General features: G+C 44.7%; 33 protein-coding genes. 9 read left to right on the forward strand and 24 right to left on the reverse strand.

From position 1 onward, the window contains the following. Nucleotides 1-166: 166 nt before the first annotated feature. The 4 genes from QUB63_RS22070 (at nucleotide 167) to QUB63_RS22085 (ending at nucleotide 5,098) form a co-directional block, all read left to right on the forward strand. Complete coding sequence (locus tag QUB63_RS22070; RefSeq protein WP_332947455.1) at nucleotides 167-2,521, forward strand: FHA domain-containing protein; 2,355 nt, start codon at nucleotides 167-169, stop codon at nucleotides 2,519-2,521. 59 nt (nucleotides 2,522-2,580) lie between these two features. Continuing rightward, nucleotides 2,581-3,063, forward strand: a complete 483-nt coding sequence (locus QUB63_RS22075; RefSeq protein WP_332947456.1) for an SRPBCC family protein — start codon at nucleotides 2,581-2,583, stop codon at nucleotides 3,061-3,063. Nucleotides 3,064-3,068: 5 nt separating this feature from the next. Continuing rightward, a complete protein-coding gene (locus tag QUB63_RS22080; RefSeq protein WP_332947457.1) occupies nucleotides 3,069-3,518 on the forward strand; it encodes an EVE domain-containing protein in 450 nt (149 codons plus the stop codon). An 857-nt stretch (nucleotides 3,519-4,375) separates the two neighbouring features. Further along, entirely contained in the window at nucleotides 4,376-5,098 is a 723-nt protein-coding gene (locus QUB63_RS22085; RefSeq protein WP_332947458.1) for a pentapeptide repeat-containing protein, read from the forward strand. 105 nt (nucleotides 5,099-5,203) lie between these two features. Here the strand turns inward: QUB63_RS22085 and urtE are convergent, their stop codons facing one another. From urtE to QUB63_RS22120, 7 genes are all read right to left on the reverse strand, one after another. After that, on the reverse strand, nucleotides 5,204-5,902 hold the full coding sequence (urtE, locus tag QUB63_RS22090; RefSeq protein WP_332947459.1) for an urea ABC transporter ATP-binding subunit UrtE: 699 nt from the start codon (nucleotides 5,900-5,902) through the stop codon (nucleotides 5,204-5,206). A 310-nt stretch (nucleotides 5,903-6,212) separates the two neighbouring features. Next, a complete protein-coding gene (urtD, locus tag QUB63_RS22095) occupies nucleotides 6,213-6,959 on the reverse strand; it encodes an urea ABC transporter ATP-binding protein UrtD (RefSeq protein ID WP_332947460.1) in 747 nt (248 codons plus the stop codon). Between the two features lie 116 nt (nucleotides 6,960-7,075). Next, nucleotides 7,076-7,822, reverse strand: a complete 747-nt coding sequence (locus QUB63_RS22100) for a TIGR00266 family protein (protein WP_332947462.1) — start codon at nucleotides 7,820-7,822, stop codon at nucleotides 7,076-7,078. 186 nt (nucleotides 7,823-8,008) lie between these two features. After that, nucleotides 8,009-9,151: an urea ABC transporter permease subunit UrtC gene (urtC, locus tag QUB63_RS22105; protein WP_332947463.1), complete on the reverse strand. Its 1,143-nt coding sequence runs from the start codon at nucleotides 9,149-9,151 to the stop codon at nucleotides 8,009-8,011. A gap of 26 nt (nucleotides 9,152-9,177) precedes the next feature. Continuing rightward, on the reverse strand, nucleotides 9,178-10,332 hold the full coding sequence (gene urtB, locus QUB63_RS22110; protein ID WP_332947465.1) for an urea ABC transporter permease subunit UrtB: 1,155 nt from the start codon (nucleotides 10,330-10,332) through the stop codon (nucleotides 9,178-9,180). 372 nt (nucleotides 10,333-10,704) lie between these two features. Continuing rightward, on the reverse strand, nucleotides 10,705-12,030 hold the full coding sequence (gene urtA / locus QUB63_RS22115; protein ID WP_332947466.1) for an urea ABC transporter substrate-binding protein: 1,326 nt from the start codon (nucleotides 12,028-12,030) through the stop codon (nucleotides 10,705-10,707). 608 nt (nucleotides 12,031-12,638) lie between these two features. After that, nucleotides 12,639-12,869, reverse strand: a complete 231-nt coding sequence (locus tag QUB63_RS22120; RefSeq protein WP_332947467.1) for a hypothetical protein — start codon at nucleotides 12,867-12,869, stop codon at nucleotides 12,639-12,641. Nucleotides 12,870-13,034: 165 nt separating this feature from the next. Here QUB63_RS22120 and QUB63_RS22125 point away from each other — a divergent pair, with 165 nt between their 5' ends. Genes QUB63_RS22125 through QUB63_RS22140 form a run of 4 tightly spaced genes read left to right on the forward strand, consistent with a single transcriptional unit; the run spans nucleotide 13,035 to nucleotide 14,507 of the window. Then, nucleotides 13,035-13,313: a hypothetical protein gene (locus QUB63_RS22125; RefSeq protein ID WP_332947468.1), complete on the forward strand. Its 279-nt coding sequence runs from the start codon at nucleotides 13,035-13,037 to the stop codon at nucleotides 13,311-13,313. Next, nucleotides 13,310-13,678, forward strand: coding sequence for a hypothetical protein (locus tag QUB63_RS22130; RefSeq protein ID WP_332947469.1), 369 nt, complete (start codon nucleotides 13,310-13,312; stop codon nucleotides 13,676-13,678). The genes QUB63_RS22125 and QUB63_RS22130 overlap by 4 nt, the downstream gene beginning before the upstream one ends. Beyond that, entirely contained in the window at nucleotides 13,656-14,222 is a 567-nt protein-coding gene (locus QUB63_RS22135; RefSeq protein WP_332947470.1) for a hypothetical protein, read from the forward strand. Before QUB63_RS22130 ends, QUB63_RS22135 begins: the two co-directional genes overlap by 23 nt. Before the next feature lie 36 nt (nucleotides 14,223-14,258). Beyond that, on the forward strand, nucleotides 14,259-14,507 hold the full coding sequence (locus QUB63_RS22140) for a hypothetical protein (RefSeq protein WP_332947471.1): 249 nt from the start codon (nucleotides 14,259-14,261) through the stop codon (nucleotides 14,505-14,507). Here the strand turns inward: QUB63_RS22140 and QUB63_RS22145 are convergent, their stop codons facing one another. The 17 genes from QUB63_RS22145 to QUB63_RS22225 all read right to left on the reverse strand — a co-directional run bounded on the left by QUB63_RS22145 (nucleotide 14,508) and on the right by QUB63_RS22225 (nucleotide 23,176). Further along, nucleotides 14,508-14,696, reverse strand: a complete 189-nt coding sequence (locus QUB63_RS22145) for a hypothetical protein (protein ID WP_332947472.1) — start codon at nucleotides 14,694-14,696, stop codon at nucleotides 14,508-14,510. A 31-nt stretch (nucleotides 14,697-14,727) separates the two neighbouring features. Next, on the reverse strand, nucleotides 14,728-15,024 hold the full coding sequence (locus tag QUB63_RS22150) for a hypothetical protein (RefSeq protein WP_332947473.1): 297 nt from the start codon (nucleotides 15,022-15,024) through the stop codon (nucleotides 14,728-14,730). After that, nucleotides 15,021-15,626 carry a hypothetical protein gene (locus tag QUB63_RS22155; RefSeq protein WP_332947474.1) on the reverse strand — a complete coding sequence of 202 codons (606 nt, stop codon included), beginning with the start codon at nucleotides 15,624-15,626 and terminating at the stop codon, nucleotides 15,021-15,023. Before QUB63_RS22155 ends, QUB63_RS22150 begins: the two co-directional genes overlap by 4 nt. A 6-nt stretch (nucleotides 15,627-15,632) precedes the next feature. Then, complete coding sequence (locus tag QUB63_RS22160; RefSeq protein ID WP_332947475.1) at nucleotides 15,633-16,142, reverse strand: thermonuclease family protein; 510 nt, start codon at nucleotides 16,140-16,142, stop codon at nucleotides 15,633-15,635. 54 nt (nucleotides 16,143-16,196) lie between these two features. Then, on the reverse strand, nucleotides 16,197-16,817 hold the full coding sequence (locus tag QUB63_RS22165) for a hypothetical protein (RefSeq protein ID WP_332947476.1): 621 nt from the start codon (nucleotides 16,815-16,817) through the stop codon (nucleotides 16,197-16,199). 29 nt (nucleotides 16,818-16,846) lie between these two features. Then, a complete protein-coding gene (locus QUB63_RS22170; RefSeq protein ID WP_332947477.1) occupies nucleotides 16,847-17,203 on the reverse strand; it encodes a hypothetical protein in 357 nt (118 codons plus the stop codon). A gap of 67 nt (nucleotides 17,204-17,270) precedes the next feature. Next, nucleotides 17,271-18,200: a phage Gp37/Gp68 family protein gene (locus tag QUB63_RS22175; protein ID WP_332947478.1), complete on the reverse strand. Its 930-nt coding sequence runs from the start codon at nucleotides 18,198-18,200 to the stop codon at nucleotides 17,271-17,273. Nucleotides 18,201-18,258: 58 nt separating this feature from the next. Then, entirely contained in the window at nucleotides 18,259-19,089 is an 831-nt protein-coding gene (locus QUB63_RS22180) for a DUF5895 domain-containing protein (protein ID WP_332947479.1), read from the reverse strand. Between the two features lie 85 nt (nucleotides 19,090-19,174). Beyond that, the gene (locus tag QUB63_RS22185) at nucleotides 19,175-19,618 is read right to left on the reverse strand and encodes a hypothetical protein (RefSeq protein WP_332947480.1); all 444 of its coding nucleotides are present in this window, start codon (nucleotides 19,616-19,618) and stop codon (nucleotides 19,175-19,177) included. A gap of 93 nt (nucleotides 19,619-19,711) precedes the next feature. Then, a complete protein-coding gene (locus QUB63_RS22190; protein WP_332947481.1) occupies nucleotides 19,712-19,846 on the reverse strand; it encodes a hypothetical protein in 135 nt (44 codons plus the stop codon). 9 nt (nucleotides 19,847-19,855) lie between these two features. Beyond that, nucleotides 19,856-19,993, reverse strand: coding sequence for a hypothetical protein (locus QUB63_RS22195; RefSeq protein WP_332947482.1), 138 nt, complete (start codon nucleotides 19,991-19,993; stop codon nucleotides 19,856-19,858). A gap of 238 nt (nucleotides 19,994-20,231) precedes the next feature. Beyond that, on the reverse strand, nucleotides 20,232-20,582 hold the full coding sequence (locus QUB63_RS22200; protein WP_332947483.1) for a hypothetical protein: 351 nt from the start codon (nucleotides 20,580-20,582) through the stop codon (nucleotides 20,232-20,234). 130 nt (nucleotides 20,583-20,712) lie between these two features. Then, nucleotides 20,713-20,880, reverse strand: a complete 168-nt coding sequence (locus tag QUB63_RS22205; RefSeq protein ID WP_332947484.1) for a hypothetical protein — start codon at nucleotides 20,878-20,880, stop codon at nucleotides 20,713-20,715. A gap of 10 nt (nucleotides 20,881-20,890) precedes the next feature. After that, nucleotides 20,891-21,424 (reverse strand): hypothetical protein, encoded by a 534-nt coding sequence (locus QUB63_RS22210; protein ID WP_332947485.1) that lies wholly within the window; start codon nucleotides 21,422-21,424, stop codon nucleotides 20,891-20,893. Nucleotides 21,425-21,461: 37 nt separating this feature from the next. Continuing rightward, complete coding sequence (locus QUB63_RS22215) at nucleotides 21,462-22,019, reverse strand: SLOG family protein (RefSeq protein WP_332947486.1); 558 nt, start codon at nucleotides 22,017-22,019, stop codon at nucleotides 21,462-21,464. Nucleotides 22,020-22,122: 103 nt separating this feature from the next. Then, nucleotides 22,123-22,575: a hypothetical protein gene (locus QUB63_RS22220; protein ID WP_332947487.1), complete on the reverse strand. Its 453-nt coding sequence runs from the start codon at nucleotides 22,573-22,575 to the stop codon at nucleotides 22,123-22,125. Between the two features lie 205 nt (nucleotides 22,576-22,780). Then, nucleotides 22,781-23,176: an alpha-ketoglutarate-dependent dioxygenase AlkB gene (locus QUB63_RS22225; protein WP_332947494.1), complete on the reverse strand. Its 396-nt coding sequence runs from the start codon at nucleotides 23,174-23,176 to the stop codon at nucleotides 22,781-22,783. A 61-nt stretch (nucleotides 23,177-23,237) separates the two neighbouring features. Here QUB63_RS22225 and QUB63_RS22230 point away from each other — a divergent pair. After that, nucleotides 23,238-23,562: helix-turn-helix domain-containing protein (locus QUB63_RS22230; protein WP_332947488.1), on the forward strand; the 325-nt coding region annotated here is incomplete at its 3' end.

Consider the following 23,562-nt stretch of genomic DNA (forward strand, 5'->3'; position numbering starts at 1 on the left):
CTCAAATAAATAAGTATAGCGGTTCTCAAGCGTAGTGAGGTATGACCTATGCCCTATGCCCTATGCCCTATGCCCAGACATACCTCATCTTTCTGAGAGATGCTATAGATTGTTGCCTTAGTTTTGATATGCTGACAAATGTGAGTGTAAAAAACGCAATTTAAATATGATAGGTAATATAGGACAACCGACTGCTGTCAGCGATCGCCCTTATTTAGTATTAATCAGTCAAGGGGAAGTTTTACAGTTAGAGTTAAAACAGCCGCAGCACGTATTGGGGCGCGATCGCACTCGTGCTGATTTAGTTCTTCCCGAAGCGTGGCGCGCAGTTTCCGGCGTTCACGCTGTTTTGCGCCAAATTGGCAATAATTACTGGATTTACGACGGTGACGGTCAGCGCCCGAGCACTAATGGCTTATTTGTCGATCGCACTCGCATCACTCCCAATGACGGTTATTGTCTGAAAAACGGTACAGAAATTAAAATTGGTCTCGATCCGAAAAATCAAGTTTTGGTGACTTATTTTAATCCGCTGGCGAGTCAAATCTTTCCCCCCAGCAAACAGTCAATTCCCCTCAGCAATCGATCGGTTTTGTTGGGCCGCGATCCAAATGCTTCGCTGCAATTAGATGCGCCGCTGGTTTCGAGGCGCCACGCGACAATCGATGCAGACAGTCGCGGCAATTATATTTTGCGAGACCACAGTGTTAACGGCGTTTTTGTCAACGGTCAGCGCATCACCAATTCTGTACAGTTGTCCGAGGGAGACGCGATTCGGATCGGCCCGTTTACTCTAACTTACCGCAATCATACGTTAGAGGTGCAAGACCGAGGCAATCAAATTCGCTTGGATGCTGACAGTCTGGTGATTCCCAAGCGTTTGGATCGTATCACTTTGGCGATCGAACCCGGGCAGTTTGTGGCTTTAGTCGGCGGTAGCGGTGCGGGAAAATCTACTTTAATGCGGACGCTTTTAGGCATCGAAAAAACTACTGAGGGCGCTGTGTTTCTCAACGGCGACAACCTGCGCCAAAACTTCAATATTTACCGGAATCAAATCGGTTACGTGCCTCAAGATGATATTATTCACGCAGATTTGAGAGTAGAAGAAGTTTTGAGTTATGCCGCTAAATTGCGCTTACCTCCCGATACGGATGTTCAGCAGGTAGTCACAAAAACTTTAGAAGATATTGAAATGTCTCACCGCCGCACTGCTTTCGTAAAACAGCTTAGCGGCGGACAGCGGAAACGGGTCAGTATCGGAGTCGAACTGTTAGCAGATCCGAAACTTTTCTTTTTAGACGAACCGACTTCAGGGCTCGATCCGGGTTTGGACAAGAAGATGATGCAATTGTTGCGAAAGTTGGCAAGTCAAGGCCGGACGGTGATTCTGGTGACTCACGCGACGGCGAATATCACGATGTGCGATCGCATTGTGTTTATGGGTCGCGGCGGACGGCTTTGTTACTTCGGCCCGCCTGCGGAAGCGCTAGATTTTTTCGATGTCAAAACCGGGGATTTTGCCGACATTTACAACGAACTAGAAACAGGAGAAACCAACGTTCTAAGCTGGGCACAAAAGTTCAAACAATCTGAATACTATCAGCGCTATATTGTCAACCACTTAAGCACGGGCAATGAGGGCAAAAAATCAGCACCTTCTAAGCCCAAATCTGTATCTTTTGTCAAACAACTCGTTCTGCTCGCCCAGCGGTATTTTCAGCTTATTTCTCGCGACTTAGTTAACTTGAGTTTAGCTCTTTTAACGGCTCCGATCGGCATTAGTTTGTTGCGGCTGGCTGTCCGAGATAAAGACCCGTTAATTGGCGCGCCGGAGGCAACTTTAGCACCTTTAGCCCTGCGAGTTTTGTTTGTATTTACCTGCGCGGCTATTTGGGTGGGACTGTCAACTTCCGTGCAAGAAATTGTCAAGGAATCTGCTATTTATTTGCGCGAACGTTTGGTGAATTTAGGATTGTTTGCTTATTTGGGTTCAAAGGTTTTCATACTTTCCGGGTTAGCGGTATTGCAAACGCTGTTGATGGTAGGAGTTATTCTGATTGCTTTCAAATCCCCCGAACCGAGTTTGATTTCCTGGCCGGTGGGAGCAGCTATTACCACTTTTCTGACTTTAATGAGCTGCATCAGTCTTGGATTGCTGGTTTCGGCGATCGTAAAAAATGGCTCTCAAGCTAACAGCGCTTTGCCTCTAATATTGCTGCCCCAGATTATTTTTTCGGGAGTTTTGTTTAAGATGGAAGGTGCGGCGAGCAAGTTTTCTTGGCTGATGTTAAGCCGCTGGTCTGTGGGTGCTTACGGCTCTTTAGTTAATGTAAATTCCATGGTTCCCGCGCCTACTACATTGCCGGACGGAAGCACACTTCCTCAGCCGTTTGAGCCTACTCCTGTTTACGATCCAACCTGGGAGAATTTGAGTTTAAATTGGGGGATTTTGTGCGTGCATATTTTCGTGTATTTGATGTTGACTCTGTGGTTGCAGAAGCGGAAGGATATTTTATAATTAAAATTACGCCTTTTTAACTCACAGTTCATTATCAAATCAGATCAGTGGAGAGATAAATGTTAGTTAAAACCAACGCAGTAGTAGAAATTGCTGCCTCGCCTGAAGTAGTCTTTGATTTTGTTACGTCCCTGTCAAATCTGCCCAAAGTCTTTCGCGGATATGGCCCAATTCCAGCAATTATTAAAGCTGAGATGGCAGATGGTGGAGAGATGCGTGAAGGCGGCGTGCGGCGGATAGAAAATTCCGACACTTCGGTGATTGATGAAGAAATCATTACTTTCAAAAAGCCAGAAAGACAAACCTACCGACTGGTTAGAGGGTTTAAGTTTCCGATTTCTCTACTCATTGAGTCTGGTGGCGGAGATTGGAAGTTCACTACTACAGCAAAGGGAACTCGGATTGATTGGGAGTTTTACTTTGTTCTGACTTCTGGGTTATTCTATCCTGTGGGGTTTTTGCTGGTTCAGGTTTTTATGAATAAAGCCATGCAGCAGTGCTTAGATACTATCAAAGATTATTTGGTTGACAAAGGCGAATAAATTAGATGAATTATTGGCTAATGAAGTCGGAACCGGATGTTTATAGTATTGCAGACTTACATCGCGACAAACTTTCTATTTGGGATGGCGTTCGCAACTATCAATCGCGCAATTTCCTGCGGCAAATGAGTCCGGGAGACTTAGTTTTTTTTTACCATTCTAATACTAAAATTCCGGGAATTGTTGGGTTGGCGCGCGTGGTTGAGACTGGGATTGCCGACCCGACTCAGTTTGATGCCAATAGCGAATATTATGATGCTAAATCGCCGCTTGATGCGCCTCGCTGGCAAACTGTAAGAGTTGAGTTTGTTGAGGAATTTGCTAAATCAATATCTTTGGATGAACTGAAATCAAAGTTTAGTGCTGATGAGATTTTGGTGGTGAGGAAAGGCAATCGGTTGTCGGTGATGCCGATATCTGAAAGTGGGGCACAGAAGATTTTGAAGATGAGATAATTAAGCGGGCGGACATATATAATACCAAAGCCGCATTGGGTTATTTAAGCCAGCCCTGTCTGGCGCGGATCAAACGCTTCGGCTAAAAGTCTCGCTATAGATATAGCGGTTCTCGGAAAGATGAGGTATTCACCAATTAATTAACAATTCCCCAATTTAAAATCTAAAATCTAAAATCTAAAATCTAAAATCTAAACTTGTACCTCATCTATCTGAGAAAGGCTATACATGACGGTGGCGTCAGTCCACAATCAAATCCGGTTTTTTCTGCTTCGGAGAACGAGGTTGTTTGAGGAAAGACTTCAAATTAACTCGCGGATGCCAAATTCCCAAATACCAGGGCTAATTCTGGGAGTGACAAAAACTCAAAACTCCTCCAATGCACAGGCTTGGGTAGCTATCATCGTTCCCCGATAAGTCCCCGCTCGTTTCATCAACCGGCGTAGAATTCAGAAAGGCTTGACTCGATTTTATAGGAGTCGGAACACCTCCAATCAGTTCCATCAAACTAGCCATCTGGCTTGATGTCTCTCTCAACGCCGTGCAGCACTAACTGCTGGTTGAATGCCGCCCTTGTTTGTCATAGACGGCCGTGGGGCTGAGGTTAAGTTCAGTAGCTTTTTGTCGATACGCAGCATTGACGGAGGGATAAATGCCACAGACTATCTGTGCTGATGAGATTTACGACACTCTCCGAACAATAACTCCCGCGTATATTGTCGCCGTTGAAAATCCGCCTAAAATTGCCTGAGTTAATTATCGCGCCAGACTTTCTCTGGGAGTGCGCACCCTAGGATACATTAAATGTTAAGGTGCGCACTGCACTACCTATTAAATGGAATTTTGGGACTCTTGTTATGAAAAAACTCACCATATTGTCGATCGCCCTGCTAATTTTTGCCGCAACTCTAGAATATCCGAAGGTGGGGCTGCAACTGAGTGCGATCGGGCAAACACCAACGCCCCAACCACAAACACCTCAACCACCAATAATCCAACCACAAATACCCCAACCACCAACACTCCAACCACCAACACTCCAACCACCAACACTCCAACCACCAACACCCCAAACACCAACAGCCCAACCAAAAGCAGAAGATCCCAAAAAGCTCGGCTACGTCTCCCCAGAATTTGCCGAAAGGTTCTCCCAGCAACAAATTGACCAAATCAACGCCAACGTCGAAACGCTGCTGCTAACCCAAAGCTGCGCCCGCTGCGACCTGCGAGCCATAAAATTAGTTAACCTTCGCTTAAAAAATGCGATCGTCACAGGAGCAGATTTATCCGACGCCAACCTCAGCGGTAGTCGCTTCGAGATCTCAGATTTTGTCAACACCAATCTCGCTCGCGCCGACTTAAGCGGCGCCGAATTAATCGGAGCGAGAATCAGCAACACCAACCTCCGAAAAGCCAACTTGACAGGAACCAATTTCGACGGTGCAGACTTGCGATTTTCCGACCTCAGAGACGCCAATCTCTCAAATGCGAACCTCCGGAATGCTAATATAGATGGCGCTAGTATCGATCGAGCAAGCATGGCCGGCACCACAATGCCAGACGGCAGAAAAAATCAATAATATCAAATCCAGCTTGAATATCCCCTTCATTCTTGAGTCCGCGCACCATCCGGACTTCGTTTGTGTAGTTGCGGTTTCAACCGCGCCCGTCTTATTGATTCGACATCAAACAGCCAAAAACCTCTGAATCACCTCATCGCTCAAGTCGCTAGTGCTTCCAGAAGCCACAATCCCACCTTTCTGCATAGCATAATACCAATCAGCTTGCCGCACAAAATGCAAATGCTGTTCCACCAACAAAACCGAAATTCCCCTAGTCGCAACCACGCGGCGCACCGCAGCCTCTATATCCAAAATAATAGACGGTTGAATCCCCTCCGTCGGTTCATCCAAAACCAGCAACTGCGGCTCACCCATCAAAGCCCTAGCAATAGCCAACTGCTGCTGCTGTCCCCCGCTCAAATCGCCCCCCATGCGATCGAGCATAGTCTTCAAAACCGGAAACAAATCAAAAATTTCCTCAGGAACTTCAGGATTTTTGGTCATGGTTGGTTTCGCTTCCAAACCTAACAATAGATTTTCTTTAACAGTCAAACGCGGAATAATTTCGCGCCCTTGAGGCACGTAACCAATCCCCAATTTGGCCCGCTGGTGAGTCAACTTAGAGACAAGAGATTGTCCGCCAAAATTAATTGTGCCGCTGCGCGGTTGCAGCAACCCCATAATCGTTTTTAGCATCGTAGTTTTCCCCACACCATTGCGGCCGATCAAACAAACCATTTGCCCCGCATTAACGCTTAAATCGACACCGCGCAAAATGTGACTTTCGCCGTAATAAACATTCAAATCCGAGACTTTCAGCATATATTTAATAATGGCTAATTGGTAATTGGTAATGGGTAATTGGTAATTGGTAATTGGTAATTGGTAATTGGTAATTGGTAATTGGTAATTGGTAATTGGTAATTGGTAATTGTTATCGTGTCCGTTGAATTACCCGCGCTCAAATTTTGTCGCCGGGGCGGGTTTATGTAGATTGTCGGTGAGAATGAAAGATTGTTGGTTAACCCGCCCCTACAAATCTTGTGGTTAATTTACCGAACATGATATGTCAACTGTCAACTATCAACTGTCAACTATCAACTGTCAACTGTCAACTGTCAACTGTCAACTGTCAACTGTCAGGTTTTCCCAAATATACCTCAATTACGCGATCGTCATTTTGAACCTCATCCATCGTTCCCTCGCACAAAACAGCACCCTGATGCAAAACAGTCACCTTTTTAGCAATTTGCCGCACAAACTCCATATCGTGTTCTATCACTAACACCGAATGACTTTCGGCCAGCGAAATCAGCAAATCTCCAGTTAGCGCCGTTTCCTCATCAGTCAAACCCGCCACAGGCTCATCCACCAACAACAAATCCGGAGATTGCGCCACCAACATCCCAATTTCCAACCACTGCTTTTCCCCGTGAGAAAGCAAACCAGCCGAAACATCAGCCTTAGCAACCAAACCAATCGTTTCTAACAAACCCGCCACCGTGCGCTTTTCAGCAGCAGGAGCAGGCTTAAACAGAGTTGGAAATACATTTTTATTGCCATTGCAAGATAGCTCTAAATTTTCGCGCGGCGTTAAATTCAAGTAAACTCGCGGCGTTTGAAACTTGCGGCCAATACCCAGACGAGCAATCTGATATTCCGACAATTTGCGCAAATTGCGGCCTTTAAATATTACCCGCCCTTCCGTCGGCTGCACCTTCCCGGTAATCGAATCGAGAAAAGTTGTTTTCCCCGCACCGTTGGGGCCAATGATAACTCGCAGTTCCCCCGCATCCATGCTAAAATTTAAACCGTTGATGGCTTTAAAACCGTCGAAGCTAACAGTCAAGTTTTCTATTTCTAATACTTTTCCCTTCATAATTAGCAGTTAACTCACTAATGAATAAAAACCGATACCATTTTAATTTTCCCTTGCAAGGTGCGTCAGCCAATAGTCTCGGGGTACGCCCCAAAATCTGCTGAGGCACCCTACATTTAGCCACGATTGCTCATAAAGTCAAACGCAATACTGTTAGAACTGCTCGTTACAGGAGCTGGATTTGCAGCCATAATCCGCTCAGCCAACTTCGAGAGCGGCAGACTTTGCAAATACACTTTTCCAGGCCCGGTTAGCTTGACTAAAAACAAGCCTTCGCCGCCAAACAAAGCATTTTTAAAGCCGCCAACAAACTGAATATCGTAATCTACCGTCGGTGCAAAAGCTACCAAACAACCAGTGTCCGCCCGCAACACTTCCCCAACTCCCAAATTTTTCTCAACGATTGTTCCTCCCGCATGAACAAAAGCTAGCCCGTCACCCTGCAATTTTTGCAGAATAAAGCCTTCTCCGCCAAAGAAACCGGCACCCAGCCGCTTGGTGAAAGCTACCTCAATTTCAATCCCGTTGGCCGCACAGAGAAATGAGTCTTTTTGACACAAAAATTTACCGCCAAGTTGGCCTAAATCGAGGGGAATGACTTTACCCGGATAGGGGGCGGCAAAAGCGACGCGGGCCTTGCGATTTCCCCCGTTGACAAAGGTGGTAATGAAAAAACCCGCTCCTGTCAGCATCCGTTTGAAACCTTGAAATAGGCCGCCACCTGTGGATGTTTGCATTTGGATGTCGCCTTCCATGTATGTCATGGTTCCAGCTTCAGCCCTGACGCCTTCTTTGGGGTCGAGTTCAATCTCGATGAGTTGCAAATCGTCGCCGTAGATTTTGTAGTCAATAATATCTGCCATATGTTGCCCCTCAAGTTACAGAACGAAGCTGCTTGCTACTCATATCCTAAGTAGGTGAACATATATATTGCCTCTCCTCAGAGAGAAACGCAGCTTTTCCCAAGTCTATGGCGATTACTTCGTTCCTCGCTGCCTGGTGACATTTATTTATGTCCGCCTACTTATATATACACGATATTTGTGCAATCAATGTTCAAGTTCTTCTTTTTCGAGCTGCACTTCTGGGTCTTGTTCCAGGCTGGGGTAAGTAGATGCGTACTTGGGTTTTCTGAACAAGCGGCGGATTTGCTCAAAATCATGATTTTGCAGCCATCCGACTAAGCCGTCGGGCAGCACGGTGACTACTATTAGGAATAACGCGCCTTGGAAAAACAGCCACACTTCGGGGAATTGTTCGCTCAAGAAACTTTTGCCAAAGTTGACCAGGAGCGCTCCCAATATTGCTCCTGATAGTGTGGCGCGACCTCCTACTGCTACCCAAATTACCATTTCGATGGAAAATGCAATATCCATCGCTTTTGGCGAAATTATTCCGGTTTGTACGGTGAATAAAGCGCCTGCTATCCCGGCTAAACCGGCGGAAATTGCAAATACTAAAACTTTGTATCCTGTGGGATTGTAGCCGGAGAAACGCAGGCGCACTTCGTCGTCGCGAATTGCTAGTAGCAAGCGACCGAAACGCCCGCTTGTCAGCCAGCGGCAGAGGGCGTAAGTTGCTGCTAGAAATAGGACGGTGAGAATGTAGAAAATATATTGAGTATCTCTGCCGTTTACTGTGGCTCCGAATAGGGTTTTAAAGTCGGTGAGTCCGTTGGTGCCGTTAATCAGTTTTTGCTGGCCGTTGAAGAAGTTGAAAAATACAATTGTTGCGGCTTGGGTGAGAATTGAGAAGTAAACGCCTCGAATTCGATTGCGGAATACTAAGTAACCCAAAATTCCGCCCAAGATGGCGGGGACGAGCATTACTGCGGCGATTGAGAAGGGAAATGAGTAAAATGGTTGCCAAAACCAAGGCAGTTCGGTGACGCCGTAGAGGCTCATAAATTCGGGCAATTGACTGCTGGCGTTTGGGGGAATTTGCAGTTTTAGGTGCATGGCGAATGCGTAGCCGCCGATCGCAAAAAATACGCCGTGTCCCAGACTGAGCAAACCCGTGTATCCCCAGATTAAGTCTATACCGAGAGCTACAATTGCTAGTGCTAAAAATCGGCCCAATTGGTTAAGACGAGCGTCAGGAAGTATTCCGGGGATGAGCAATATCAGTATAAGGGCGATCGCCCCTACAATTGCCGCTTCTTTTAGCAGAGCCTTTTTTTGTGTATTCTTCATTTTTTTGGCGCTCAAAGCTGTAGTTGTTAATTCTCAACAGTGCGTCCTTTTTGCGGAAAAATTCCTCCCGGCCGCACTTGTAGAAAAGCCATAATTAAGGCGAATACCATGACTTTTGCCATGCTGGTTGTGGCGAAAAATGTAAAAAAATCAGCTAAAGGCTTGACAGGAGCCAACATTAATGCTAGTGTTCCCGAACCGATGAGGTAATTTGCAGTGCCGATCGCCATTGCGGCAACTACACTCCCCACAATCTTGCCAACACCGCCCACAACCACAACCATAAAAGTATCAACTATATAATTTTGTCCGGTATTTGACCCTACCGAACCAATCAAACTAATCGCGCACCCAGCCACACCAGCCAACCCCGATCCCAAAGCAAAAGTCAGGGCATCTACTTGCTCGGTAGGTATTCCCAAACAAGCGCTCATGCTGCGATTTTGCGTCACAGCGCGAATCCGCAATCCCCACACAGACTTTTGCAAAAACAGGTAAATTCCCGCCAAACAAATGCCTGTCAGCGCAATAATAAAAAGTCGGGCATAGGGTAACTGAAAAGTACCCAGCGGGATGCCGCCGCGCAGCCACGCAGGCGCAGTCACATCAACGTTTTGAGCGCCAAACCAAGGTTGAGTTACTGCGAGTTTGTAAGTTTCCCCTAAAAATGCGCTCGCGGCCCAGGAAATACCCAAAGACAGAGGCAAAATTATGGCGATAAATGTGCTGCGAGTGCGATCGAAATCCGGGCGCCGCTTCAGCACCTGCAAACCGCCAAAAAACAGCAAACAAAACACCGCAATCCCAATTACCAGCACCCAACTGACGCTGCGGACAAACTGCTGTAAAATCAAACTTACGCCCCAAGTTGCCAGCAGAGTTTCTAGCGGGCGCCCGTAGAGATGGCGAATCACGCCTCGTTCCAGAATTAATCCTACCAATGCCGCTACTAAAAAAGCTAAGGGAATAGCAAATAAAATATAAGTTTCAAAGGCAAATCCTCCAATACCTTTGAAGACATTCTGCACCACAAAAGTCGTATAAGCCCCCAGCATCATCAACTCGCCGTGAGCCATATTAATCACGCCCATCAGCCCGAAAATAATCGCTAGTCCCAGGGCTGCAATTAGCAAAACAGCGCCGATGCTAATGCCGTTAAATAAACCGTCCAATATCGCCACTTTTTTTCCTCTTACTTTTTTACATACAATATTTTGGTAGAAAGGCGGGTTTTTTCTCGTGGGTGTCAACTTAGAACTAAAACCCTCTGTATATATCGCTTGTAGCCTAGTCTCGATCCCCCTAAATCCCCCTTCCCAAGGGGAGTAGGGGTTGACGCAAGAAGACTCCAGTTCCCCGCAACGATTCGGGGATTCGGGGGTGACGCAAGGAGACTCCAGTTCCCCCTTATTAAGGGAGTAGAGATTGACGAAAGAATGCTCTTACTCCCCCCTTATTAAGGGGGGCCGGGGGGGATCTCCGGGTTTAAAGACACGCCCTAGGGGGATCGAAGATACGTTGCCAACGTTAATAAAATTGGTATTACGTACTTATCAAGCTTTGAATTTGCCGCCTTTTGCGGGGTCTGACCAATCGCAAGAAAAGCCTTTTGTTTCAGCGACAAACTGATTCCAAGGAATCGGCTTCACTGCTTCTGGCGTAGCAAAAGCGATGTTAAACAAACCGTCTTCTCTCACTTCGCCCAACCGCACAAATTTAGCAAGGTGATGGTTAACGTCCAGCGTTACTTTGCCCCCCGGCGCGTCAAAGGTTTGACCCAAAGCTGCTGCCCGCACTTTTTCCAAATCGTCGGGTGTTCCTGCTTTTTCGACGGCTTGCTTCCACAGGTAAACCATGATGTAAGCTGCTTCCATCGGGTCGTTAGTCACTCTATCTTTGCCGTATTTTGCCTTGAAAGCTTCCACAAATTTTGTATTTGCGGGAGATTCCACAGTCATGAAGTAATTCCAGGCGGCGTAATGGCCTTTGAGATATTCTACGCCGATCGCCTTTACTTCTTCTTCAGCAATACTGACAGACATAGACGGATATTTGTCCGGGCCCAAACCGGCGCCCTGCAACTGTTTGAAAAATGCTACGTTGCTGTCGCCGTTGAGGGAATTGAAAATGACGCCGCCGTCTGGCAAAGCTGCCTTAATTTTAGTAATAATTGGCGTGACTTCTGTACCGCCCAAAGGTATGTAATCTTCCCCAACTAATTCGCCGCCTTTGGCTGCTAGCTGTGCTTTGATAATGGTATTTGCCGTGCGGGGAAAAACGTAGTCAGACCCGACTAAGAAGAATTTTTTGCCTTTATTTTCTAGCAGCCAGTCTACTGCAGGTTCGATTTGTTGGTTCGGTGCCGCCCCGGTATAAAAGATATTCTTGGAACACTCTTGACCCTCGTATTGTACGGGATACCAGAGCATATGATTTTTTTCTTCAAATACTGGTAATACTGCTTTGCGGCTGGCGGATGTCCAGCAGCCGAAGACGGTGACAACTTTGTCTTGATCGATCAATTTTTTGGCTTTTTCCGCAAAAGTCGGCCAGTCTGAGTTGCCGTCTTCTACTATTGCTTGGATTTGTTTTCCGAGGACGCCGCCAGCTTTATTGATTTCTTCGATCGCTAATTGTTCGGCATCGACAACGCTTTTTTCGCTGATTGACATTGTGCCGCTCAAGGAATGCAAAATTCCTACTTTGATCGTGTTTCCACTGCTGGCTGGTGCTGCTGCTGATGGCGAGCCGGTTGCTGTTGGAGAAGCGGCTGGGGTGGCTGTTGGAGTCGGAGTTCTACAAGCTTTTAGAAATAAACTTGATGTGAGGGTAGCAGAACTGTATAAAAGAAATTTCCGCCGATCGAATCGCTTTGTCATTTTTTCTTGTTACTCTTGAATAGATGAGTCAGATGATTGAGAATAATAACATATAGCGACTTGATATTAAGACTAGCTTAACAAGAGTGTTGTATTTTTAGATACAAAACTTATTATTGATTGACTAAATGAAGGTTTTGTGGGCATTGATGGCAACTGGGGCAGAAATGGAGTTTAGACACCAAGATACGTCATTTCAGCAATCAGTCTGAAATTAGAAACCCGGTTTTTTTATACAAATACGTTATTGATGCTAGGAGGCGTGCCTGTAACTGGGTCGATCGCACACTCACAGCCAAATGTCCAACCAAGTGACGATCGCCCTTTCTACAAATATAGCAACCGCCACATCGGGTGCGGACATAAATAACCTGATGAATAGAGCAGATACCCGTCAAGCATAAATGGTTGCATTCCCGTACTCTGCAACTCTCAACTCTCAACTCTCAACTCTCAACTCTCAACTCTCAACTGTCACAGGTCAACTGTCACAGGTCAACTGTCAACTGCTATATCCCTGATTTATGGAGAATAGCGGGCTCGAACCGCTGACCCCTACAATGCGATTGTTATGTTAAATTGGCTGAAATGATTTTTAAATATAGCTTTTAGTCATTGTCATTTATTGATATATCATTTTTATCGATTTCTGTGGGTTTCTCAGATTTCTGAGATTCGCGATCGCTCAGCCACTCAATCAGAGCCATGCGCACGATCGACGCCAGTGACTGATTTGGCTCGATCGCGAAAACTCGCAGCCGATCGCGCAAACCCCCAACATCGAATGTCAGCCGATCGCGTTTATCTCTACTTCCCTTTTTACTATTTGCCTCGCTCATAACTTCAGCATATTCGATGAGCGCAACAAATCTTTAGCTAAATGATCTAAGTTTTGTTGATATAGCATCCATTGGATGTTACAATCAACAAATACGCCCAGAACAGCGCTACCAACGCTGAACTGGACTTTCCACCAATGCCAATAGACGGCACCAGGAGACAGAATGATTTTACAGCAACAGCATCAAATTGTGGTTGAACGCAGTTTCAACCCGAACACAAGCGTGAAGGCTTTCGGCAAGACAGCCCAAGAAGCAGCAGATAAAGTTTTCGCCGCTTCTCGTGAATATGGGTACTGGGACGCAACAAAAACTTACCCTGCCGATCCCGATAGTTCAGAACAAGCACCCAAACCGGGTAGTAGTCGGCGCTCTGCTCATTTTTTTTACCTCTTCGTGAGCTACTTGAAGTACCTTAACAACGAACCTAAAAGTGGCTCATGAAATACAAAAAAAAGTGTCGAAAACCTTTCCTCGCACAGGTTGAAGATGAAAGGGGAAGACGGAATTTTTGGACTCGATCGCAAATCAAGGAAATCCTTGGCTACGTCAGTCGCAAAAACCGACGGACTCGGAAAACTGACCCCATGCCCGAAGCAACGTTCAAGCGCAGGCTGGCATTGCTAGAGGAAGAATGCCCGGAGTGCGATCGAGTTCTCCATACCCGCAAATTCTCAGACTTTCAAAAATGGTGTCTGGTTCAACTCGAATTGATTTTTGTGATTCAGTGCGATCGAGACATCGAAAAAACCCGCCATTACTTACAAAACATAGGACTCAGTACAGATGACTACGATTTCAAGAGTTGACCTCAAATTTGAACTCGGACTTGGCAAAGTCAGCGACATTACCAGCGTCCGCAAAGCGCTCGGCCATCGCAAATGGCAAAATTCCCAGGTTGAGGGCTGCGATATCGACGAAGTGCGCGCCTATTACCACCTGGTTCGGGAGCAAATGATGGTACCGGCTGATGCACTGATTCAAATTGCCTCGGAACGCAACGGATACGCCGAACAGTGCGATCGAATTGATGATATGGCGATCGACCACAGCGAACACCGCGATGGGGAAGAAGAAACTAACGGAATGGTACTTGCTGTCCGTGAGGTAACTCAATCCGCCAGCTTAGCAATGACTGATGTTGCGGAAGCTGCATCCGAGCAAATAGTTGATAGTTTTTGCGTGGCCCTGGGCGTAAATGTAGTGGACAAACTTCAAGACAGAGCAACTAAAATTCGAGCGAACTTTGGTTCAATCACTCAATCTATTCGATCGATTCCTTTAGATTTGCGTGGCGGGAGTTTGCCGGGAAAAAAACAGGAACCGAAACAGATTTCTGGACTTTGGGGTTAGTTGAAGGCTGCACAGAACTAGCTGAAGTTCTGTGCGATGGCGTCCCGCCCTCGCCCGTGCTACGGCACTATTGCTGCGATTGGAACAGCAGCAGTAATGCCGACGATTGTGTTTGAAGTTCGTGAAACTTTGGAACAGAGTCCAACTGCTAAAAAACGGACGTTTGTTGTAGCTGTAGCTGCACAAAAGGTTGGGTCAACCGAAGAAAACTCGGCAGCTCAACTTGTAAAAATAACTTTAGCCATTGGAGCTATGGCAGCAATTGTTAAAGATTGGAACAAGTAATTAAAATTCGCTTGGGGATTTTTTATTCGTAACTATTCCCAAAGCGATTGTTGCCAATCCGCTAATTAATAAGCTGTTTTCGTCACTGAGTCTATTAGTTTCTCGGAGTAATTGCGCTACTCCAGCGATCGTCCCAAAAATTGTTGCGAGTAAGTCGAGTTGAGATTGAGTTAACTTTTTGAATTTCATGGTTTGAACTGAATGCGGTTGAATCGTCCAACTAATTACTAAAATCAGTTGGTTCCTCAGGCAATGCCTCGTAAATTCTAGTAAGATCGACGCAAACTGGCTTGCCATTTAAGATGCTTTTAATTTGTTCAATTTCAGCAGAAACAATCCCTATTTGGGTTTTGTTTCTGTCTTGTTGCCTCTGCATCCGAGAGGTAATGATAATCATTAGTTTTTCTATTTTATTTTGTAGTCCTATTTTAATCTGGTAAGAAGCTAGCCAAAAAATAAAGGAAGAAATAGCACTAAAAATTGAAATTGCTTCAACAACAGAGCTAAAGCCATTCATAACTTTGATCCATCTAAAATAACTGCTGTAAATATGAAATTTCGCTCGGCAATATAGCGCGGATCTGATTTTACCCGGAGCATAAATTGTTGGTGTCCGCTGCGGGTTCGTCCCACCAAACATCCTGCAGATGCAGTGTAAATGTCGTCGCTCGGATGGTCGTACCCGTGGTGCTGGTTGATGCCAAAGAGTCCAGACTCGATCGCATCGCCAGTCCGAATCATGTCCCGGTTGTAATCCCGGTGGACGCGGACGGGATGAACTTGTACCAGTGCTTCGTGCGCTTGGGAGTAGCCGTGAATGCCAACTTGCCACGCCTCGTACTGACCGAAGGCAATTCTAGCGGCACCGTTAGGATTCATGGGATTGTCGGTGTAATAGTAGCCCGGTTCAGTTGTGGCAGTCCACTTGCCTTCGATCGCAGGTTTCTTTCCCTCGAATCCAAAAACTAGCCTCAAGTCGTTGAAATGGTTAGGTTTGTCGCTATTGAATCCGTTTGTGTCAACTCCTTCCAAATAAACTATATTTTTTTCTCCGGGGTTGCGAAATATTTTGTAGCCTTGAATTTCCATGTAAGAAATTATTTTTTCAATTAAAGTCATTGTTTTTCAGGAGAAATTTAACTTTTTGAATTCGTAAGGTAGGATAAAATCTGACTCTGACCAAATGCCAAGTTTTTTACGATTGGCATTGGCTGTTTCGGTGATGATTCCCCGAATCACAGCTAGTTCTCGCGTGCTGTAGGAGAATCTGTTAAATGGAAGGTAACTAACAGCCATTCCAGCTTTACAAAGCTGGATTTGTACGTTGTTTGTTGTTTTTGCTGTCCCGAGATAACAGTCACAGACCCAGCGATCGTACTGGTCTTTCTCAATTGGAATTGTAACGATCGGTTTACCAGCTACTAAATTCGTCAAAGTTGTTTTAGCTTTTTCTGCCCACTCCCAGTGCTTGAGAATTTTAGAATCTGTACTCGATTGTGAGTTTTTTCTAGATTCAGGCGAATCAATCCATTGCAGTCTTGCTCTGAATTGTTCGCCTTGAAAATCAAGATTCAAAGTATCGCCATCAAAGACAAATTTTGAATAACAGAGATATCCATTACCAGCTACTAGCATTAATTAACCCTCAAACTTAACTTCATTTTAAACCAACATTGAGGATTAATCAAGCTAAGAAGGCTTGACTAAAACAGGTTCAATCCAAATGCGTTTAGCTTCCTTCCACCGTTTACCTTCACCTGATTCTAGCACTCGCCAATGTCCTCGTCGCCAGTGAATGCACGGAGATGAATGAGTGCTTTTCTCTTCGGATAATACCGATCGACTTTGATAATTTTTACCCAACCAGCGCGGGTATCTAATGTTTGATACTCGCCAAGAACGCACTCCAAATCCTTTGCTTTGGGATTGAAACTCACTTTCAGTAACATCAACTAACAGCGATGGTGAGAATTCAAGTGCTAGCAAAACATTGATAATCAGATTTCTCAGGCGCTGAATGAATTCTTTGTCAGCAAGAGTCATTAAACTTTTACCGATGCTGCTGTTTGCGTCGTAAATCAAGTTATTTTCAGCATCGATCGCGGTTCCCGATGTCCACACAGTTTCGTTAGAATCGACAGTGCAAAACTGAAAGTAGAGGTGGTGTTTGAGGTTAAACGGCTCTATTTTAATATCCCTCCACTGCCCTCTGTTCCATTCAGGATGCTGTGAATCGCTGCAAGAAACTGTCAGATAATCGATTTCTCCGCTGTCGGGTGTACGAATTAAACCTTTGGGTACGGCTACCATAAAAGTCGGCTCTTATGGCTGCCAACCTGCTAAGATGCCCGGTTTGTGCAGGGCATCGGTTTGTAGGCGTAAGCCGGGGCGTAGCCATCGAAAGCTTCAATCAATTCAGAATTTAGGCAGTACAGCGGCGCATCTTGGGCAAACCACAGGGCTGTGCGGTAGCTGTGAAGGAAGGCGGAAACATCGGCATTGGCGTAATCTCGATCGCAAGTAGAAACGGCTATTGCAACAATGCCGCTTAGGATTTGCCAGTTGATGTATCCTTGTGGCATTTTGTAAGTGCGATCTGCTCTGATTTGCTTCAGCAGATTTTTGTTTACTTTTTCAAATGCTGAGAGAGTTTTGTTGCGATCGAGATTGTTTAGATCGAGAATTATAGGTTTCATAAGTCCAACAAGTGAAAAATTTATTAGAATTCGAGCAGCGATTGAATAAATGCTGCTCGAATTTAAATTACAGACTGGGGAATTCTCGAATCCTTAAATCTTCAGGAAACTTGCTGATATCTCCGCCTTTACGATCGGTAGATTTGATGCGATTGGGTTTAAAGCTATTTGGGTAATAGAAATGTTCGATCGCATTGGAGCCAAGTTGCTTTACAAAAACCGGAACATTTGCTGATTGAGATTGACTGACGATCGATCGAATCCATTCAATGTTGCACATTCTAGCGTCCGTCCCAGATTCACCACCCACAATAATCCAATTGATTTTAGATGACCCGATTTTGTGATTTCCTTGAAAATTGCAGCTTTGGCATCCGCTGCAAAATGCCAGATAGGGACGCAAATCTATCAGCTCTAGCAACGGTTCGCAGCTAAGAAATCGTACTGCTGCTGGAATTTGCACCAGATATCGAATGCGATCGGTTGCTTTCTGATTTTCAACTGAAGTACCCAGCCAAACATTTGGCAGCGGCCATTCAAAATCAAAAGTTTCGTAAGGCTCGTAGAGTTCATATTTGAGATTGCGATCGATCCCAATATCAACTGCTGCAACTCGAATTCTTTGCCGTGCTTGTTTGATATACTGGAGCATCCGTTCAGGGCGCTTGGTCAACACCTGAAAAGTGTGCTGCGGACACAGCGCCATTACAGCAAATATTTGATCGATCCACTCATCGGCTACATTGACATGAAATAAATCCGCCATCGAACACACAAAGATTTTGCGGGGCGATCGCCAATGTAGCGGCTTGTAAAGTTGCGATTCTACAAAATTCACTGTGCCGTCCCATTGCGCGACTTGCTGGTATTGAGAAAATTGCTGCAACCGTGCTGAGGAAGCTGCTGTTTCTGCGTAGCAATTGGCGCACCCTGCGCTCAGGCGGGAGCAGCCGACGATCGGATTCCAGCTCTCATTCGTCCAAGAAATATTAGTCATTTTTTCATTCCTGTGTTGTGTGATTAGAAAACCGGGGATTTCTCCCCGGCAACTGCAATTACTCAGCGCTCCGCAGCATCTTTTGGTCAGAACCTGGTAATGCTTTAGCTTCTAACGAACCGATGTTCATGTCGTAGCATTCCCAAATTGCGTCCTTTTGATGCTGGACTCCCAGAAACAAAGAGCCAAAGTTTTCGATCGACGGCACCGAATAATTCCCAACTTTCATGCACCAAGACTTATTAGAGCCTTCGCCTTCTTTGACTGGTTTGAATTCCGCAGCAAACACGCACAAAGAGCGCCATTTATCAGTTTTCCCGCTGGCTTGTGTGTTGGTTAGTTTGGCGAAACATAATTCCATTGCCACGTAGAATTCTTCGATCGCATCTCGCAAGCTCCACAAAGCTACATTTTTGAACCGAATCCGCAGCGGTCGGTTGTGGAGCAAATTATTGGACTTGTCAACGAACATTACCAAGTGTTCGGAGCAAACTTCCATCGTTTTCTTGTCAAGCAAATGACGATCGAATTCATAACTACCAACTACCGTTGACTTTAAGTCGCCGTTGTCATCCGATGATTTGTAGCGGATGTAAGGTGGAACGTTGCCTAAAACTGCCATCCGAACATTTTGCAAAAACCAACCTTTTTCTTTGGTTCCGCTTGCTAGGTCAATCTCTGTCATATCTTCAAGATTGTTCCAGCCTGCTTTGATGGCGTTCTTCTCGGGGATAAAGATACCGCATGGATTGTCGTTAATTACGATCGCATACGGCAGCCTTGGCACGCGCACCGCATTGAATTCTTCACTTAACAGGCTGGCATCAAATTCAAATTCAGATGCGATCGAGACATTGTTTTCGGCGATTTCAGCAGATTTCTTGGTCATGGTTTTTGTTGTAAAATTAGTTAATTGAGTGAATCAAACTTTTAAAGCGAAGCACTGCGCATGATAGTTGGCTATCCCGCAACTACTACTTGAGAGCTAAAGGCTCAATTTGGAATTCTGATAAAATCGCGCGCATTCGATCGGCGACCCCAGGCTTTCCGGCAATACCAGAGAATTTGTAATCAAACCATTTGATTTCAGAGTCGATCGGCTCAAATCCAATGGTTGTAACTACTTCCAAAAGTTCAAATCCTTTGGATTCAACAAGTTTTCTGTATTCAAGCCAAGGACGCAAAGCATTGGTAGTTCCATCACTTAACATCCCCCGGCAATAATTGCTGTTGGGGTCAATGAATGTCAAATTTACCCAATGCTGCGCTATCAAATGCTCGAACGGTTTGCCCCAGATTGGCTCTGAAGCTTGTAAGATAATCATTCGCAATTCGCTGCCAACTTCCGTTAGTATTTGCTCTCGATCGAGATAAATCTTGCCATCTTTGCGATTAAATCGGTATTTTGCTTGGTTCATGTTGCTATTAATTCATTGTTGGTGCGGTTCTATTCAGCCTTACCGCAATTTGGCGAAATCACAGTCTAAAAGCGAAGCATTAATTAATCTGAATTATTTCAGATAAACTGCCAGACTCGGTACTTTATGCTCAGTCTGTTTTAGTGCGATCGCCCGCTGTTTCCGAAGCGTTTCTAGATAGGGAGAACTCAGAAGCGCTTTTTGTTTTGCTTCTGCTTCTGCTATCATTTCTGTGAGTTATTGGATGTAAGCTTTGTTGTTCTCAATGTCAGAAGAGTGATCTCGGCAAAGTTTTTGGTACTCGCGATCGATGTCTTCATCCAGCCGTACAACCGATGTACTTTTGTCATCGTATCGGTTGCGAAGAACTAACACAATTTTAGCATTTTGATTGCGAAAAACTAAATTTTTACCGTTGATTGATGCTTCGGATTCAACAATCTCGAAAGCTTCGAGAATTGCATCAGGTTCGAGATTTTCTGCCTCAGCTTTTAGTGATTCGATCGCGCAACGGATTTAGACTAATCTTTGCAGGTGTTTCATGGTATGATAAGGTAGCCTTAACAGACTTGATACAGCGGTTGTTGGTTTGAACAACCGCTGTTTTGTGTTACTAAACTTCTAGTGATAGTTTATTGTTGGCTGGGTTGAAATCAGATGCTGCCATTTCGGCATAAATTTCTTCTGGATCGTATTCAGTTTCGCAACTTTCTTGCAGTCGATCGAAATCCAAAGATTTCTCAAAATGCTTGAAATCTTTAACAATAAACCACTGAGTGTCGGCTTCAATAGTTTGTACGTGATGATTGAACCAGTTTAAGAAAGCTAGTTCAACTTCTTCTTTGGAGAAGAATTGACAGTCACAGACTCCACAGTGTTGAAGTCTTTCAACAATGGCATCGATATTTAAATCCAACTTTTCAAGCGCTTGTTTGGTGAATTCTTGGGTTGCTGTGAGTTTCATGTAATTTACCTACTAAAAATCACCCTCTAAAAGCGAAGCACTGCTTTGTTTTTAGAAAGTGATTTTTAGGAGCTATTTTGTTTTTGAATTAGCGATTGAATTGAGCAAGTAGAGCAAAGTACCAGCACTCCTAGGCGGTGTAAGTAGTCGGCAAGTATCCCGATCGCACAATCAAGTAGCTCTCGGTGTCGGGAATTCGATCGCAGCTAATGATGTCTCCGCGTTCGATTGCAGCAACTGCTAGCTTGGCAATTCTGCCGTGAATGTGAGCGGTAATTTTCTGAGAATTGGATTTCATGGTTTTGGTGTTACTGGAAACAAAAGCAAAGTTGTTTCGGTGGATGTGTTACTGACAGTGTTCTACCTACTGGATTGATTTGAAAAACTTGCAAGTTGTTAGCGATCGCCAAATCAACAACATCACCGGGTCCTCCGCGATCGGTTTTTCGCACATCATCCCAGTGGTAGCCTGAGTTAATGCTCAGGCAAATATCCGATTTGCGTATCATGTGGCGCCAGACTTGCGCCTTAGAACCGTGAAAACCTTGAGGATACAGAATCACTGTTTGCGGTGCTTTGGTTAGCTGTTTGCGAAATCGAGAGCGCTGGCGGGTTTTCCAAGCGCGATCGATGTTTGGATGAGCCAATACCGCAGTCCAAGGCAATCGGCGATCGATGAGAATATCGGCAACTACCTGATCGAAGCCAAGCTGCATACCGCACAGAAAATGACGGGTGTTTTGTTCGATCGCCAAATCAATTAAGCGATCGATTTCTCTGCGGTAGTTTTTATCAATCCAGTAGTTGCCAGTGAAAAAAGCTGTAATGCGTTTTTTTGACATGAGAAATCAAGCCCCTTAAAATGGGGCTTGGCGTGCGTTACAAGTGGTCGTCAATCGTTCTGAAGGAATTGCTTTGAGGGTTGTAAGCAAAAATTAGTTTCTTGGCTTTGCGAGCCATTTTAAGAGTTTGGTACGTTCCGCCGTTGCTTCGACCGTCCCACACTGCCAAGCACAAATCTGCGTGCTTCACCATGTAAGCATTCCGCTCCATCATGCAGGTCGGAGTGTAGTTTTCAGAAATGCGTATTTCAGCATCTGCCGATCGCAGCAACTGCCAGTAAGCATTTTGGTGCGTTTTTTCCCATTTAATGCACTGATACGGGCAGGGTGTAATTGCCTTCCAAGGCAAATGCCTGTCAGTGAGAATCTCTGCTGCTAGCAAATCTGTGCCGATCGCCATTCCTGAGAAAAACTCAGTTACACCGTGGGATATCGCCATGTTAATCAGTTTGTTGATTGGCTTAACAACTGATTGCCCTACTCCTCGGTGTCCAGTAAAAAATGCTGTGTTATATTCCTTGAGTTCTGGCTGAGCGTGGATTTCGCGATCGATAGCAATCTTATAATCCAATAATTCGAGTTTTGGTGAGTACATGAAAAATCAATGAAACATCACCGCCACAAAGCGAAGCATTACTTGTCATTGGTTTAAGTAAAAAACCTTAGAGTCTAATTAAGCTCTAAGGTTTTTTCAATTTCTACATTTCAGGTAATGTAGAAATTGCATACCGATACAGGAAATCATCAAGCTTATCTTGCTTAACAATTTCTTCTAACTCAGCCAATGCTAGTTCTTTAGTCAAGTGGCTAGAAATATTATATTTCTTGCCTTTAACAAAGACTGCATAAAAGCCGTCGATACCTTGTCGCTTGGCTGCCGGAGTTACGTCAGTGGAATACTTAACGTAATATCGATCGCCGACAGCTTCGAGTTCGAGCCGATCGAGTTCTTGCTGTTTAAGCTTTTTCGCTATTCGCAAAGCATCTTTAACAGCTTGTTCGCGGGTCATGCTAAAGGTATCGGTATTGCGATAAATAAGCTTGTCATCAAGGTAAATCTCAAACTCAAACAAATTTCTCCGATACTGTTCGGAATAAACTGGTTTGAGATTGCGGATTTCGCCTTTGAGTTCAGGGGTTTGATAAAACATGGTGATGCCTCGGATAAGTTTACAAGCGAGAAATTTCGCTCAACACTTTATTGCGAAGCTTGACTTTCGGTTCCAATGCAAAAACTGACGCTCCGGTTAAAAGAGTGAGATACCTACAAGTTTTGTGCGATCGAAGAAACTTGTAAGTATTACAAAATCTGTTTAACAAAAAGATTCTCAACCTAGGAGGCTGAGAATCTTTTCACTAAAACACTTGTCGGATTGTGAGGTTTAAGCGACCGTTATTCTTCAACAAGCCTGTTGGTGCTGTGTTGGGAATAATGCGTTTAACTCCGTGATAAGCTAATCTGCTGGAGCCGTGCATGACTAAGATATCGCCCGATCGCAAAGTAATCGATTGCAAAGGATCGGAGCGCAAGGTGCCACCGACAACAAACTCGCAATCGTCGCCGAGGCTGATACTGATAATAGCGGGCTTGAGATTCAACTCACTATTATCTTGATGCAAACCGAGCTTACTTCTGCTACTTGCTGGATAATAATTTATCAAGCAAGTATCAGGAATGTAAGTTGGCTCATCAACGGAGTTAGCTACATGGACAGCTATAGCAATCCTAAATGATTCGTAAAATTTTATAATTTATAATATTTAGGTCATGTGTTAATATTTAGATTGGGAATATAGCGTGAAATATAACAATATGTCTGAGCAGCAAAATCTCAAAGAATTAAGTGATTTTATCGATAGCAATCCCGATCCTAGAGAACAGAAGCGAGCCATAGCTGTAATGATGTGGATTGAGGGCGTGCCTTGTTCTAAAATTCAAAAAATATTAAATGTATCAGCAGCATTTATCAGTCAATGTAAAGCAAGATTTATTAAGAATGGGGTTGAAGACTTAAGACTGAAATATCAAGGCTCAAAAGCCTATCTAAATCAATTAGAACTAACAGAGATTATTAAATACTTAGATGCTAAAGAATTTTTCAGCTTACAGGAGCTTCGGGAATACATAGAAGACAAAT

Source organism: Microcoleus sp. ARI1-B5, assembly GCF_036705795.1.
In the GTDB taxonomy this organism is placed as follows: Bacteria; Cyanobacteriota; Cyanobacteriia; order Cyanobacteriales; family Microcoleaceae; genus Microcoleus.